Source organism: Sphingomonas sp. 8AM (genome assembly GCF_902506455.1).
Classification (GTDB): Bacteria; Pseudomonadota; Alphaproteobacteria; order Sphingomonadales; family Sphingomonadaceae; genus Sphingomonas.
In genome coordinates, this window is record NZ_LR733844.1 from 1,301,893 (window position 1) to 1,316,525 (window position 14,633).

The 14,633-nt window shown below is 68.8% G+C and carries 13 protein-coding genes and 1 pseudogene; 7 read left to right on the plus strand and 7 right to left on the minus strand.

Annotated features, from left to right (window positions below):
• Positions 1-25: 25 nt before the first annotated feature.
• Positions 26-829, minus strand: a complete 804-nt coding sequence (locus BACI71_RS06415) for an SDR family NAD(P)-dependent oxidoreductase (protein ID WP_159756546.1) — start codon at positions 827-829, stop codon at positions 26-28.
• A gap of 175 nt (positions 830-1,004) precedes the next feature.
• Between BACI71_RS06415 and BACI71_RS06420 the strand changes: the two genes are divergently transcribed.
• The 6 genes from BACI71_RS06420 to BACI71_RS06445 all read left to right on the plus strand — a co-directional run bounded on the left by BACI71_RS06420 (position 1,005) and on the right by BACI71_RS06445 (position 6,072).
• Positions 1,005-2,027 (plus strand): glycosyltransferase, encoded by a 1,023-nt coding sequence (locus tag BACI71_RS06420; protein WP_159756549.1) that lies wholly within the window; start codon positions 1,005-1,007, stop codon positions 2,025-2,027.
• Complete coding sequence (locus tag BACI71_RS06425) at positions 2,024-2,998, plus strand: acyl-CoA dehydrogenase (RefSeq protein ID WP_236552852.1); 975 nt, start codon at positions 2,024-2,026, stop codon at positions 2,996-2,998. Before BACI71_RS06420 ends, BACI71_RS06425 begins: the two co-directional genes overlap by 4 nt.
• A 32-nt stretch (positions 2,999-3,030) precedes the next feature.
• A complete protein-coding gene (locus BACI71_RS06430) occupies positions 3,031-3,648 on the plus strand; it encodes a PIG-L deacetylase family protein (RefSeq protein ID WP_236552853.1) in 618 nt (205 codons plus the stop codon).
• Complete coding sequence (locus BACI71_RS06435; protein ID WP_159756555.1) at positions 3,645-4,343, plus strand: class I SAM-dependent methyltransferase; 699 nt, start codon at positions 3,645-3,647, stop codon at positions 4,341-4,343. The genes BACI71_RS06430 and BACI71_RS06435 overlap by 4 nt, the downstream gene beginning before the upstream one ends.
• A 180-nt stretch (positions 4,344-4,523) precedes the next feature.
• Positions 4,524-5,471 carry a potassium channel family protein gene (locus BACI71_RS06440; RefSeq protein WP_201297313.1) on the plus strand — a complete coding sequence of 316 codons (948 nt, stop codon included), beginning with the start codon at positions 4,524-4,526 and terminating at the stop codon, positions 5,469-5,471.
• A gap of 28 nt (positions 5,472-5,499) precedes the next feature.
• The gene (locus tag BACI71_RS06445) at positions 5,500-6,072 is read left to right on the plus strand and encodes a cupin domain-containing protein (protein WP_236552854.1); all 573 of its coding nucleotides are present in this window, start codon (positions 5,500-5,502) and stop codon (positions 6,070-6,072) included.
• 151 nt (positions 6,073-6,223) lie between these two features.
• On the opposite strand, the gene BACI71_RS06450 is transcribed toward BACI71_RS06445, so the two are convergent.
• The 5 genes and pseudogenes from BACI71_RS06450 to BACI71_RS06470 all read right to left on the minus strand — a co-directional run bounded on the left by BACI71_RS06450 (position 6,224) and on the right by BACI71_RS06470 (position 11,966).
• On the minus strand, positions 6,224-8,254 hold the full coding sequence (locus BACI71_RS06450; RefSeq protein ID WP_236552855.1) for a TonB-dependent siderophore receptor: 2,031 nt from the start codon (positions 8,252-8,254) through the stop codon (positions 6,224-6,226).
• 288 nt (positions 8,255-8,542) lie between these two features.
• Positions 8,543-9,623 (minus strand): annotated as a pseudogene (locus tag BACI71_RS06455) (DUF3526 domain-containing protein).
• A 123-nt stretch (positions 9,624-9,746) separates the two neighbouring features.
• Positions 9,747-10,337 (minus strand): NADPH-dependent FMN reductase, encoded by a 591-nt coding sequence (locus tag BACI71_RS06460; protein WP_159756558.1) that lies wholly within the window; start codon positions 10,335-10,337, stop codon positions 9,747-9,749.
• Between the two features lie 53 nt (positions 10,338-10,390).
• Positions 10,391-11,218 carry an alpha/beta fold hydrolase gene (locus tag BACI71_RS06465; protein WP_159756561.1) on the minus strand — a complete coding sequence of 276 codons (828 nt, stop codon included), beginning with the start codon at positions 11,216-11,218 and terminating at the stop codon, positions 10,391-10,393.
• A 49-nt stretch (positions 11,219-11,267) separates the two neighbouring features.
• On the minus strand, positions 11,268-11,966 hold the full coding sequence (locus BACI71_RS06470; protein WP_159756564.1) for a pirin family protein: 699 nt from the start codon (positions 11,964-11,966) through the stop codon (positions 11,268-11,270).
• 104 nt (positions 11,967-12,070) lie between these two features.
• Here BACI71_RS06470 and BACI71_RS06475 point away from each other — a divergent pair, with 104 nt between their 5' ends.
• Positions 12,071-12,988, plus strand: a complete 918-nt coding sequence (locus tag BACI71_RS06475; protein ID WP_159756567.1) for a LysR family transcriptional regulator — start codon at positions 12,071-12,073, stop codon at positions 12,986-12,988.
• Here BACI71_RS06475 and BACI71_RS06480 read toward each other — a convergent pair.
• On the minus strand, positions 12,985-14,595 hold the full coding sequence (locus tag BACI71_RS06480; protein WP_159756569.1) for an FAD-dependent oxidoreductase: 1,611 nt from the start codon (positions 14,593-14,595) through the stop codon (positions 12,985-12,987). The genes BACI71_RS06475 and BACI71_RS06480 overlap by 4 nt on opposite strands.
• Between the last annotated feature and the right edge of the window lie 38 nt (positions 14,596-14,633).

Below are 14,633 nucleotides of genomic sequence, written 5' to 3' on the forward strand. Positions count from 1 at the left end.
CTAGCCGGCGATCGTGGGCCTTGCCCTAGCCGGCGATCGTGGCGACCGACCCGGAGTCGACGCGGAGGCCAGCGCCGTTGATAAAGCTCGCCCGCTCCGAACACAGGAACGCGACCGCGGCGGCGACCTCCTCGGCACGGCCGCGTCGTTTCAGCACCATGCCGCGCCGTTCTTCGTCAAGGAAGCTGTCGATCGCCGCGTCGAAGCTCTCACCGCGTTCCCCGGCACGCTTGCGCATCATCTTGTCGGTCATCGGCGTCGCGATAAAGGCGGGTGAGACGGTATTCACCAAAACATTGTCGCCACCATAGGCCTTGGACAGCCCCTTCGCGAGGCTGAGGATGCCCGCCTTCGACGCGCAATAGGCGAGTTCGTCGACATAGGGCTGAACCGCGTCCTCCGACGCGAACAGCACGATCCGGCCCCAGCCGCCGCGGCGCATCGCGGGGATCGCCTCGCGGCACATCCGGACGGCACCCATCAGGTTGATGTCGAGCGTCTGCTGCCAGCCGGCATCGTCGACGTCGAGGAAATCGCCGGTAGCGCCGGTGACGCCGGCCGCGTTGACGTAGATGTGAGGATCGCCAAGACTTTCGCGCACCTCCGCCCACAACGCCTGGACATCGTCCGCCTTCGTCACGTCGCCGGTGACGGCGATCACATCGCCGAGGCCGGAGAGTTCGGCGCGCGTCTCCTCCAGATCACCTCCCGGCTGGTCGGTGATGGCGACGCGCGCGCCAGCCTCAAGCAGCAGCCGGGCGGTTTCCTTGCCCATCCCCGAGTCTGCGCCGCTCACCAGGGCGATGCGGTCTCTGATACCCAGATCCATGATAATCCCTCGTCTGTTCCGGGCGTCGAACGCACGACACGATAAACCGGCCGGCCAGCCGCAGGCAATTATCCAGGTGAAGTCGAAGCCGCTCCCGTCATCCCGGTTGATCGCTATCAATGGCGCAGATTTCCAAGCTCGGTTAGACACCTGTCATGAAGGTCGAAGGTCGCCATTGACGAAGACGCCGTCCGCCCGCCGGATCAGCATCGCCATTTGCGTGCCCGCCCGCAACGAGGCGGAGACGTTGCCAGCGCTCTTCACGGCGCTGGAGCGGCTCGATCGGGGCGGCACGGCGCCGGTCCTGTGTCTTCATCTCGACAGCTGCGACGACCGTAGCGCGTCTGTCGCGCATGATTATGCCGCCCACGCATCGTTCCCCGTCCGGGTCGAACACGCGCACCAGTCGGCGCCCAACGCGGGTCACGCACGCCATCGCGCGATGCTGCTGGGCGAACGGGCGCTCGAGGGCGCCGGGGTGCTGCTGACCACCGATGCCGACAGCAGACCCGATCGCCATTGGTTGCAGGCGATGATCGCCGCGCTCGACACGGCCGATGTCGTGGCGGGCAGGGTGGTACGGACGGTCACCCAGCCCCATCCGGCGCAGGATCGCCTCGAGCGTTACTATGAGGCGCTTCATGCCCGTCGCCGGGTGCTCGATCCGGTGGTGTGGGAGGCGTCGGCGACCCACCATCAGACCAGCGGCGCCAATCTGGGGATCGGGGTGCACCATTATCGCGGGCTGGGCGGATTTCGGCCGGTTGCCGTCGGCGAGGATGCGCAGCTCGTCGATGACGCGGCGCGCGCCGGGCTGCGCGTCCGGCGCGACGCCGCCAGCGTGGTCGCCACCTCGGATCGGCGAACGGGGCGGGTGCTGCACGGTTTCGCGCACGGGCTGCGGGCGCTCGATGGCGACGGTGACGCGGTCGAGGTCGCGCATCCCGACGACGCGACATGGCAGTATCGCGGACATGCATCGGCGCGGCGGGCTTACGATGATGGCGAGATGGCGATCCTCGCCGATGCGATCGGGCTCACCACGGATCATCTCGTCGGCGTGATGCGGGACAGCCCGAACGCCGAAGCCTTCGCGATGCGCGTCGTGCCCGTCCCGCCCGGCGGGATGCGCCGGGTGACCCTGCCGGTGGCCGAGGCGGCGCTGGCGAAACTCGCCGTCGGGCGGTACGCGGCGTGACCGACCTGCGTCGCGCGATCGCGATCCGCTCGGCACTGCTGCCCGGCCTCGACGACCCTGCCGATCCGCGTGCGCTGCTCCAGCTGCTGCGCGTCCTTTATGCGACCGGCCGCGTCGACCTTCCGCTGGGGCGGCTCTTTGAAGGGCATGTCGACGCGGTGCAGATCGTGCGGCGGTACGGCACGCCGCGCCAGCGCGACGCGGTGGACGCAATCGTGGCCGCCGGCGGTGCGCTGGGTGTGTGGAACGCCGATCTTGCGGGCGAACCGCTGCGCCTTGCCGACGCTGGCCTCGACGGCGGCAAGAGTTTCGCCAGCGGTGCGGGGATCCTCTCGCACGCGCTGGTTTCCGTCGACGCGGCGGGCGAACGCCAGTTGCTGTTGCTCGACCTCGCCCGCACGGCGCCGGTGATCGACCGCACCTTCTGGCGCGTGACCGGCATGCAGCGGTCGGAAACGCACGTCGTGCGCTGGCACGAGGCGCCGGTGAGCGACGACGACGTGATCGGTGCGTCCGGCGATTACGCGCGCGAACCGTGGTTCAGCGGCGGCGCATTGCGCTTCGCCGCCGTACAGGCGGGCGGCATCGCCGCGCTGCTCGATCATACGACGGCGCATCTGGTCGCGGCGGGCCGGGCGGACGATCCGCACCAGAAGGGTCGCCTCGCTGCGCTGTACCAGATGACCGAAGCGGCGGCGGGAGCGATCCGCACCGCGGCAGCGGGCTGGTTCGGCGAGCCGGCGGCGCGGTTGCCGCTGGTCGCCGCCGCGCGGGCGGCGGTCTATGCCGCCGGCGGTCAGGCGATCGAGCTCGCCGAACAGGCCGTGGGCGTGCAGTCACTGTTCGCGGACCACCCGCTGGCGGCGGTCATCACCGATCTGTCGGTCTATCTGCGTCAACCTTCGCCCGATGCGCAGCGGATGCAGGTCGGGGCGGCCGTGGCCGCCGGAACCCTGACGGCAAGCCTGTGAGAGGGCGGTCGGGGACGCCGCGGCGGCTGCTGGTGATCGCACCGCATCCGGACGACGAGACGATCGGGGCCCATACGCTGATCACGCGGATGCGACGACGTGGCGTGGCCGTGCACGTGGTCGTCGTCACCGACGGCGCGGCCTCACATCCCTGCAGCGCCAGATGGCCGCGCCGACGGCTGGTCGCGGAGCGGCGGCGCGAAAGCCGGCGGGTGTTGCGACAGATCGGCGTGACAGCAGACGCGGTGACGTTCCTCGCGCTTCCGGATGGCCGGCTCCACACGCAAGCAGGGGCCGCGCGTCGCGGCCTGGCGCGCCAGATCGTCCGCCGCGGCGCGACGCTCGTGGTGGCGCCATCCCGCCGCGACGACCATCCCGACCATCGCACCGTCGCCGCGTGCGTGGCGGCGCTGACGCGGCCGGGCCCGCGCACGCTGGCCTATCCGGTCTGGCCGGCGGGGCAGACGGTGACGGGCGGCGTGGCGCTGTTCCTGACCACGCAGGAACGATTGGCCAAGCGCCGGGCCGTGCGCAGCTATCGCACGCAGACCGGGCGCATCGCCGACGATCCTCATGGCTTCACCATGACGCGCCGGCAGATCGCCTCCTTCACGGGCGCGCAGGAGGTGTTCGTGGAGCGGCGCCGATGAGACCGATCACGCTGGACGGCTTCGACGCCAAATTCGCCGGCAACGACGACCCGTGGGCGACGTTCACCGACCGCAACGAGGCGCTGAAGCGCCGCGCCATCCTGCACGCGCTGGGGAGTGGGGTGAAAGGTCGCGTTCTCGAGCTGGCCGCCGGCAACGGCTCGAACAGCGTCGACATCGCGCCGCGCGCCCTGCGCCTCGACGCGACCGAAGCGACGTCGAGCGGTACGGCGCTGGTGGCGAAGGCGCTGGCGGGCAGGCCGCGGGCGCGGGCGACCCGGCTGGCCGTCCCCGCCCGGCTGCCGCGCACGTGCTACGACGTCATCGTGGTGGCCGAGGTCATCTACTACCTGACCGCGCGCAACATGGCGCAGACCGCGCGCGACGTCGCCGCAGCGTTGCGTCGCGGCGGAACGCTGGTGCTGGCGCATCATCATGTCGACTATCCCGATTTCGCGCAGCATGCCGCGCACCTGCAGCGCGCCTTCCTGACCGCAACAAGGCGTCGCTGGCAGGTCCGGGTGCTGCGAAGGACGGGTCGCTGGACCGTGTTTGCGTGCCGGCTGCTGGGGGCGCAGGAACCGGCAGCGACACCGGTCAGCGAAGCCTGGCGACCGGATGTTTCCCGACGTCCCGCCAAAGCCATTGGAGAGCGGTACAGCTTTGTCGTATCACGCGCTATCCTGCGACGCTGATCGAGCCGGAGGGGGCGGCATCACCATGGTCTCGGACCTTTGAAGCATCCAGGGCCGGCAGGAAGGGCGCTGCCACCGGGCCGACTGGCCGCACGCGCCGCCGTGCTGGCGGCGCGACCGCGCTTCTACCGGGCCGGGCGGCTGTCGCCGCTGACGACGCTCGCGATCCGGGGCGTCGCGGTGCTGCTGCTCGTCGGCATCGCCCTCGGCGGTCACTGGATCGAGCGTAGCGGCCTGCGCGACAACACCGACGGTGCGGTCAGCTTCCTCGATATCGTGTATTTCACCGTCATCACGGTGACGACGGTCGGCTATGGCGACATTGTGCCGGTAAGCGATGCGGCGCGCATGTTCGACACGTTCGTCGTCACGCCGATCCGGATCTTCGTCTTCCTGATATTTCTTGGAAGCGCCTATAGCTTCATGCTGAGACAGGGTTGGGAACGGTGGCGTATGGGTTTCATCAGACGCGAACTGAAGGATCATGTCATCGTCTGCGGCTACGGCCGCTCCGGCTCCGCGGCGGTCAGCGAGCTGCTCGAGCGTGACCATCCGGCCGAGCGCATCGTCGTGGTCGACACGAACGCCGATCGGCTGCGGCTTGCCGAGGAACTCGGCGTGGCGACCGTCGAGGGGGACGCCACGCACAACAAGGTGCTGGAGATCGCGAGGGTCGAGACGGCCCGGACGGTGATCGTCTGCCCGGGGCGCGATGATACCGCGGTGCTGATCATCCTGACCTGTCGCAGGCTGTCGCCGCAGGCGGCGGTCGCCGTCTCGATCGCGGCGATCGAGAACGAGCTGCTCGCCCGTGATGCGGGCGCCAGCATCATCGTCAATCCGGTCAGCTTTGGGGGGCAGTTGCTGGCGCAATGCACGGCGGGCCCGCATGTGGCCGATTATGTCGCGGACCTTGTCACGCGCAACGGCAAGATCGAGCTGCGCGAACGCGCAGTACGGGCCGACGAAGTCGGAAGCGCCGCCCGCGAGGTGACCTCCGGCCAGATCGTGCGCCTCTACCGCGGCGACCGCGCGATCAGCATCGACGAGCCTGACGCGCAGCACCTGCAGGCGGGCGATCTGGTGATCGAGCTGGTCGAGCCGCGGCGCCGATCGTCCACTCCCTGAGAAAAGCCAGCTATCACAATTCGTTCTGTTGCAGTCGGCAGGTGTTGGTGCAAACGTGGGTGCCCAGGAACTCGAGGCCTTTATGCGGATGACCGGTAGCAAGATCGTGGCGGCGTTCCTCATTTCACAATGCGCCGGTGCCGTGATGCCCGTTCCCGCGCTGGCCCAGTCGGACGTGGCGAACCGTTCGGAGGCGGCGACGGATTTTGCCAGTAGCGCCGCGGTTCGTAAGCAGGCGGCGGCCTTGCTCGCCGAGATGAAGCCGGACCAGGGGTTCGCCTGGCGTCCGCTGCTGAAGGAAGGGTCGCACGTCGCGGCGATCGAGGTCTGGAAGAAGCCGGGCCGCCCGGCGGTCCATCCGGCCGAGGCCGAATATGCCATCGTTCTGGAGGGCGCCGGGACGCTTCTCTCCGGGGGCACGCTGGTGACGCCGGTCACGCGCAAGGAAGGACTTGTCGAAGGCGACCGGATCGAGGGTGGCACATCACGATCGCTTCGGACCGGTGACGTGCTGCTCGTTCCGGCCGGCGTGCCACATTGGTTCGGGATCACGGGCGACCGGCTCGTGTTGCTCGGCATCAAGCTGCCATCCGGCAAGTAGCGCGGCGCCGATCCCCGGCCGCCGCATCGGCGCGCCCGTCGAGGACGAAGCCGGCGGTGGTGCGACCTTTCCCGGCTTCGGATCGGGGTTGCCGATCGCCTTGGCCGGGGATCGGCAAGCGATCGCTTCACGCCGCCGCTGGCGCGTCCGGCTAGAAAACGGCCGCTACGGTCAGCCGGAAGCTGCGCGGCGCACCGGGCACCGTCCAGACGTTCGCGTAAGAACTGCTGATGTAGAAGGTGTCGAACAGGTTATCCAGATCGGCGCGGACGCTCACTTGTTCGGTCACCGCATAGCGCAGCACCGCCCGCGCGATCGTATAGGCCGGCAGTCGGTAGCTGGTGCCGAACGGATCGCCGGCGCGGCGGCCGACATACGTTACCCCGCCGCCTATTCCGAACCGGCCCGCCGTCTTCAGCGCGAACATGCTGCCGCTCTGCGCAGGAACGTTCGACAGCGGCTTGCCGATCAGGGTGGCGTCCTGATCGCGGCGAATGTCTGCATCGACATAGGTGTAGGTCGCGGTGGCGTAGAGATCCGCCGCGCGTGAATAGGTCAGCTCCGCCTCCACGCCACGCGAACGTTGCCGCCCGATCTGGCTTTTGACGAACGGGTCGATCGCATTGGGGTTGAGGACGTTGCGCTTCTGCATGTCGAACACGGCCGCCGTGCCGGTCAGCCGGCCGGCGAGCAGCGACAGCTTCACGCCCGCCTCGGTCGAGCGGCTGCGTTCGGCGTCGAAGGTGGCGTTGCCGTCGGACGGGTTGAGCCGCAGTGACTCGCCCCAACTGGTGTAGAGCGACACGCCCGGCGCCGCTTGCCACGAGAGCGCCGCGCGCGGGGTGACGCCCCGATCGTCGGTGGCCAATGTCCGTCGCGTCAGCCGGTTGAAGACGTTCTCGCGAAAGCTGTTCCAGCGCGCGCCGAGCAGTAGCGTGAACGGACCCGAGCGGATGACGTCCTGCGCATAGACGCTTTCGCTGCGGAACGACGCCGTTCGGCTGAGCGAGGCCGGCGGGGTCGGCAGCGGCTGACCGTAAACCGGCGCGAACAGGTCGATCAACAGGATCGGACGCGCCGGCGTGCCGCGCGCGCGGTCAAGCCGGAAGTCGAGCGAGTGGCGTACCCGGTCGGTGCCGATGCGCAGGTCGTGCTCCAGCCCGAACACATCCAGCTTCGCGGTGAGTTCGGCCCGTAGCGACAGGTCGTTCCATGCAAAATCGTGATAGCGCCGGTCCCGGCCGGCCGTGCGGCCATCCGCCTGAAGCCCGCGCCCGCCGAAGTCGACCATCGTGCCGAAGCCTTGCAGCGATCCGTCGCGGTGGCTGCCGCCCAGGTCCAGCCCGACATTATTGCCAAGATCGATGATCGCGCTGCCCTGTTGCCACAGGATTTTCTGCGTGATCCGCCCGTCCTGCGGTTCGCCGAGGAAGGTCGACCGGTTCATCGCCTTCGCATCTCCGGCGATGCCGACGATCCCGCGATCCAGCACGGTCGCGTTGCGCATATATTCGGCCTGGTACAGCAGCCGCAGAACCGGGGAGGGTGCCCAGGCGACGGAGGGCGCGATCAATTGCCGCTCGCCGGCGACATGATCGCGGAAACTGTCGTGGCGCTCACCTGCGCCGATCAGACGCACCGCCAGCCGATCGTCGATCGGGCCACCTACATCACCGGTCACGCGCAGCGTGTTCCAGCTGCCGTAACTGGCGGTCGCTCCGGCATGATAATGGTCGAGTGGCGCTTTCGTGACGATATTGACCGATCCGCCCGGTTCGCCGCGCCCGGACAGAGCGGCGCTGGCGCCTTTCAGCACCTCGATGCGCTCGACCGTCGCCGCGTCGACCGGCGCGTTGAAGCCCAGATTGCTGCCGAAGCGGTTGATGAGAATGTCGGGCCCGGCATTCTCGTCACCAGAGAAACCGCGGATCGCATATTTGTCCCACAGCCCGCCAAAGTCGTTCTGGTGCGACACACCGCCGGCATGGTCCAGCGCATCCTGCAACCGCTGGGCATTGAGAGCGGCAAGGTCCTCCTTGTCCAGCACGCGCACCGATTGCGGATAGGCGGTCAGTGCGGTGTCGCTGCCGAGGATGCTCGCCCCGGCGTTGCGGGCGGTCACCACGATGTCATCGCCCGGGTCGGCGCTACCGTCTCCCGGCGCCGCGAGGGCAGCGGGCACGCAGGTCGTCATCGCGCCGAGCCAGCATAGCAGGGACAGGCGCCCCCGAACGTTCGTCACTTCTGTGTCTTCCCCCGGACGCGTGTTCCACGCCGGCCCGTACTGCTTATGCGAGTCGATCGCAATGACTGTTTGATGCGGCTGCCGCTCAGGCAGGCCGAGCGGGAAGCTCAACGTCAATCCGTTCGCCCCGTGGCGCGGCCACCGGACGATCAGAAGCCGTGGCTTACCCGCGCATAGCCGATCCGCCGCCTTACGGGCCGTTGCGCGGGACGATCAGACGTGCGCTCACCCCCCGGCGCAGGCGCTAAAAGGCGGTGCGCGTCCAAAATCGGCCTTTCCGAACGGCCGGTCGTGGAAGACGTAACCGTAATAGAAGGAGCGCAGCCCCGCGTGAAAAGCGCGGATGCGATCCTGATAGGCCAGTTGCGCGGTCACATCGGTGCGCGCCAGCCGGGTGAGCAGTGCCTGCACGCCGACCGAGGGCAGCAGCCACCCGAACGCGCGTCCGGCGCGGTCGCGCCGCTCCAGCGCGCTGCGATAGGCGCGCGACCGGGCAGCGACGGCGTCGTCGCCATTCTGGTGGAAAGCGAGGTACCATTTGTAGTGGAAGGTGGTCCCGAGCGGCGGCGAGTCCGCCCATTGCGGGGGCGCGGCGTAGAAGCGCCGCATCGTATCGTCACGCGGGATGTCCCATGCGCGATTGACGATCTCGCGTTGCGCCAGCGCGATCTCCGCACCCGGTCCGACCGGGATCAGTCGGTCGATCACGACATTGCCGAGCGTCGGCACGATCAGCACCAGCACCAGCCAGACGGCGGCCAGCGTCGCGGCATTGGCGACCGAGGACCAGCGCAGCCGCCGCGGGGCAGCGCGTCGAGCGTCCGCTGCCGCCCCGCCTCACGCTCGCCCGATCGCAGGTCGTGGAACAGAACGATCGCGAATAGCGGTGCGAGGAACACCAGCACGAACGCGAAGTCGAACCGGCCGGGCAACCCGATCTCGGATTGAAGGTGTCTCCGGCGTCAATCTGCGCCTCCAGCCCCAGCGCGCGGACGCGCAGGATGTACGGCGCGACGTCACGCATCCCCAGCGCGGCGAAAGCGAGCGGCGCGGGCGCGTCCCAGGTGGGGTGAAAGCTGTGATAGGCCGCACTGCCGGCATCCTTGCTGCGGTCGACATAGTCGGCGACCGCGCCGATATCCTCGGTCTGCGCCGCCGCGATCGCGGCGATGGCGGTGCGTTGCCGCGCGACGTCCGCCATGCCGGTTGCCAGCGCCGCGACACCCAGAAGGGCGAGCAGAACGAGCGCGACGGCGCTCAGCCGCTGGCGCAGCAACAGGCGCAGTTCATGCCGCCACAGGATCATCGGCGTCCTCCCAGCCGGCGCGTCGCCCACGCCAGCAGCAGGGCGGCGGCCACCAGCCACAGGCTCAGGATGGCCAGGCCGGGCAGGCGGCGATGACCCGTGTGGCCAGCGTGGTCCTCCCGCTCAGTAAGGCGGCGCGACGCGCGCGCGCTGCTCCCGCGCCGCCGCTGTCCACCAGGCAAGGTCGTCGGCGAAGCGCGGAAAGGCACGGGCCAGCGCCGCGCCGCCGTCACCGGTCGGGGTGCCGCCGGCGTCGAGCGTATGACCGATGCTGCCGACGGTCAGCGTGCTCGACACCACGACCATGCCCATCTCGGTCAGCGTCCCATGCCAGGCGACGCTGGCGTGTGCACCCGCCAGCCGACCGGCCGAATAGCTGGCGATCGCCGCAGGTCGCCAGAACCATTCCTCCAGAAAGTGGTCGGTCAGGTTCTTCAGCCCGGGCTGCTGCCCCCAGTTATATTCGCCGGTGACGAAGACGAAAGCGTCGGCGGCGCGGATCTTGCCTGCAAGCGCCTCCAGCGCGGGTGGCGCCGTTCCCGCCGGATACTCCTTGTACATGCGGTCGAGCATCGGCAGTCCGATCGCCTTGGCGTCGATCAGCTCGGGCGCGGCGCCGCGTTCGGCAAAGGCCCGCACCAGATAGTCGGCGAGCCGGATGCCCTGCCGGTCCGAACGGTAGGAGCCGTAGAAGATCAGAATGCGGTCGGCCATCACGCCACTCCCCTGAAGAAGCGGGCGGACCACCGGCCCGCCCGCACCGTCGCTCACCCCTGGATGAACGCGAGCAGATCGGCGTTGATCCGGTCGGCATGCGTGGTCGGCATCCCGTGCGGATAGCCGGGATAGGACTTCAGCACCGCGCCCGCGACAATATCGGCGGACAGCTTGCCGGTGGTCGCGAACGGCACGACCTGATCGTCCTCGCCGTGCATGACCAGCGTCGGGACCGCGATCGCCTTCAGATCGTCGGTGAAGTCGGTCTCCGAGAACGCCTTGATGCCAAGCGTATGCGCCAGCACGCTGCCTTGCATCCCCTGCCGCCACCAGTTGCGGCGCACGCCTTCCTTCACCTCGGCCCCATCGCGATTGTAGCCGAAGAAGGGCAGGGTGAAGTCGTAGAAGAATTGCGCGCGGTTGGTCGCGGTCTGCTGGCGGACGTCGTCGAACACCTCGATCGGCACCCCGTCGGGATTGCGGTCGGTGCGCACCATGATCGGCGCGACCGCGCTGACCAGCACCGCCTTGGCGACGCGCCCCGGCGCGGCGCGCGCAACGTAGCGGGCGACCTCACCGCCGCCGGTCGAATGGCCGACATGGATCGCGCTCCGGTTGTCGAGCGCATCGGTCAGTGCGATCACGTCGGTGACATAACTGTCCATGTCGTGGCCGGTCGCGGATTGCGATGAGCGACCATGCCCGCGCCGGTCGTGGGCCACCACCCGGTAACCCTTGTCGAGAAAGAACATCATCTGCGCATCCCAGTCGTCCGCGCTGAGCGGCCAGCCGTGATGGAAGTGGATGACCTGCGCGTCGCGCGGGCCCCAGTCCTTGTAGAAGATTTCGGTGCCGTCGGCGGTGGTGATGAAGGGCATGGCCGGTCTCCGTGGTTCGATGGCTACGCACACAGAAAGGAAAGAAGGATCAGGCGGCGTCGACGAGCACGATCTCGGCATCCTCGATCGCGGTGACGGTCAGCACCGCCTCGTCGGCGATCGCGGCACCGTCGCGCGCCTCGATCCGGACGCCGTTGACATCGATCGCGCCGGTCGCGGGCACCAGATACGCATGATGGCCAGCGCCGAGCCGATATTCGGCGGTCTCGCCCGCCTTGATCGTCGCGCCCAGCACGCGGGCGTCGGTGCGGATCGGCAGCGCGTCGCCGTCGCCGTCCAGCCCCGAGGCGAGCACCACGAACTGCCCGGCGCGAGCACCTTTCGGGAACGGCTTGGCGCCCCAATGTGGCTCGCCGCCGCGCACCTTGGGCTCGATCCAGATCTGGAAGATTCGCGTGGCCTGCGTCTCGCGGTTGTATTCCGAATGGCGCACGCCGGAGCCGGCGCTCATCACCTGCACGTCGCCGGCTTCGGTGCGGCCGGTGTTGCCCAGCGAGTCCTGATGCGTGATCGCGCCCTCACGGACGTAGGTGATGATCTCCATGTCGGCATGCGGATGTGGCGGGAAGCCGGTGCCGGCAGCGATCGTGTCGTCGTTCCACACCCGGATCGGGCCCCAGCCCATGTTGTCCGGATCGTAGTAGCTCGCGAACGAGAAGTGATGCTTCGCATCCAGCCAGCCATGATTGGCACCACCGAGTTTGGCGAAGGGGCGGCGATCGATCATCTCTGGGCTCCTTGAATGACACTGACATTTGTTTCGCTGAGAGCAAGATGGTGCACGAAGCCGCTTGACGAAACGGCAAGTATGGCATTGCATCATTGCCGAAAATGACACGTCGACTCCCCGACCTCGAAGCCTGGGCGATCTTCGCCAAGGTCGCCGAAACCGGCTCGTTCGCGCGCGCCGCGCAGGAGCTGGGGCTCGCCAATCCGACCGTCTCGAAGGCGATCGCGCGGCTGGAAGCGCGGATGGGGGTGACGTTGCTCAACCGCACGTCGCGCCGGCTGGCGCTGACCGAGGGCGGGCGCGCGGTGCTGCCACGCGCGGCGCGGCTGCTGCGGGAGGGCGAGGCCGCGGAGGACGAGGCGAAGGAGCAATCGGCGGTCCCGCGCGGGCGGGTGCGGATCAGCGCGCCGGTGTCGTTCGGGATCGGCTATATGGCGGCGATCCTGCCGACGTTCATGGACGCGTATCCCGAGGTGACGCTCGACCTCGCGTTGAGCGACCGGCACGTCGATCTGGTCGCGGGCGGGTTCGATCTCGCGCTGCGCATCGCGCGGCTGGAGGACAGTTCGCTGGTCGCGCGGCGACTGTGCACGGTGCGGCTGCTGCTGGTCGCGTCGCCCGGCTATTGGGATCGGGCGGGGCGGCCGACGCACCCGGCGCAGCTCGCCCGGCATCGCGCGCTCGCGTATAGCGGAGCCGCTAATCCCGGCGTGTGGCGCCTGACGCATCCGCAGTTCGGCGAAGAGACGATCACCCCGTCCGTCGGCTTGTGGGCCGACAATGCCGACGTGCTGACCCCCGCGCTGCTGGCGGGGCAGGGCGTCGCGATGCAGCCGGAGTTCCTCGTGTGGCGCGAGCTGCGGGCGGGCACGCTGGAGGTGGCGATGCCCGACTGGGCAGCACCGGTGCTGGCGCTGCATCTGGTCATGCCGCCGTCGACGCTGCGCCCACTTCGCGTCCAGGCGGTGATCGACCATCTCGCGCTCGCGCTGGCGAAGGCGCCCTGGGCGCTGTCCTAACGCCTGACCGCTTCCCAGACCTTCGAGATCACGACCGACCCTTCGCCGACCGACGAGGCGACGCGCTTCGTCGAGCCGGCGCGGACATCGCCGACCGCGAAGATCCCCGGGCAGGATGTCGCATAAGGTGAATCGGCGCCGACCGCTGCGCCGGTCAGGATGAAGCCCTTGTCGTCCAGCGTGACCAGATCGGCGAGCCATGACGTATGCGGGACCGCGCCGACCATCACGAACATCGCGCAGCTCGGGATCGTCCGGTCGCCCGCTTCAGTGCGGATCGTGACCGCCTCCAGCGCGGTGTCGCCATGCAGCGCCGCCACTTCCGCTTCATATTCGATCGTGACCGCCGGATCGGCTTCCAGCCGGCTGGAGAGATAATGCGACATCGACGTCGCCAGCGTCGCGCCGCGCACGAGCAGCCGGACATGGCGCGCGACGCGGCTGAGGAACATTGCCGCCTGTCCGGCCGAATTTCCGCCGCCGATCACTACGACCTCGGCGTCGCGGCAGAAGCGCGCCTCGCTCTCGGTCGCTGCATAATAGACGCCCGCGCCTTCGAAGTCCGCCAGGCGTTCGATCGGCAGGCGGCGGTACTGGACACCGGTAGCGACGACCACCGTGGCGGCGCGCACGCGCTGGTTGTTGGCGAAGGTCGCGCAGAAGCCACCATCATCGCAGCGCGCCAGCGCCGCGACGCGCCGCGGCATGACGAAGCGGGTACCGAATTTCATCGCCTGGATCTCGCCCCGCCAGACCAGATCGCCACCCGAGATGCCGGTCGGGAAGCCCATGTAGTTTTCGATCCGGCTCGACGTGCCGGCCTGCCCGCCGATGGCGGTTTCGTCGACGACGAGCGCGCTCAGCCCTTCCGCGCCGGCATAGACACCGGCTGCCACGCCGGCCGGTCCGGCACCGACGATCAGGACGTCGAACACCGCATCGTCGGCCAGATCCTGGTCGAGCCCTAGCAGGCGTGCCACTTTCTCCGGAGTAGGGTCCGTCACGACCAGATCGCGGCCGAACACCACTACCGGCGTGGCATCGGGTACGCCGCAACTGGCGGCGACCTCCGCCGCCCCGGCGCTGCCGATCGGATGCGAGCGATAGGGAAGGCGATTGCGCGCCGCAAACTCCGCCACCTGCCGGACGGAGCGATCGTCTTCCTCCCCGACCAGCACCAGCATCGCGTCGCTGCTCTCCAGCTGGCGACGGCGCCGGGCGGCGAGCACGGTGATGATGATGTCCGACAGTTCGGGGATCGCCGACATCAATTGCAGCATCCGCGCGCGCGGCACTTCGATCACCTGCGTGTCGCGGACCGCGCGCATCGGCATCGACCAGTTACCGCCGGAGAGCAGCGACACTTCGCCCATGAATTGCGTGGGGCCAAGCGTCGACGGGACCAGCCGCTCGCCGGAGAAGGGGTTGACGACCTCGACCTCGCCGCTTTCGACATAGACGAAGCGGTCGGCCGGGGCGCCCACTTCGGCGAGCCATGCACCTGCCTGATAATGCCGGCCGATCCCGGCCGCCCGCAACGCGTCGACATGGCCCGGCGCCAGTGGAATGCGCTGCATCTCCCTGAGATCGCGCCCGATCGTTTCCATTTGGCCCCGCTCCCTTCGGCGCTTTTGCTATCGTGGCC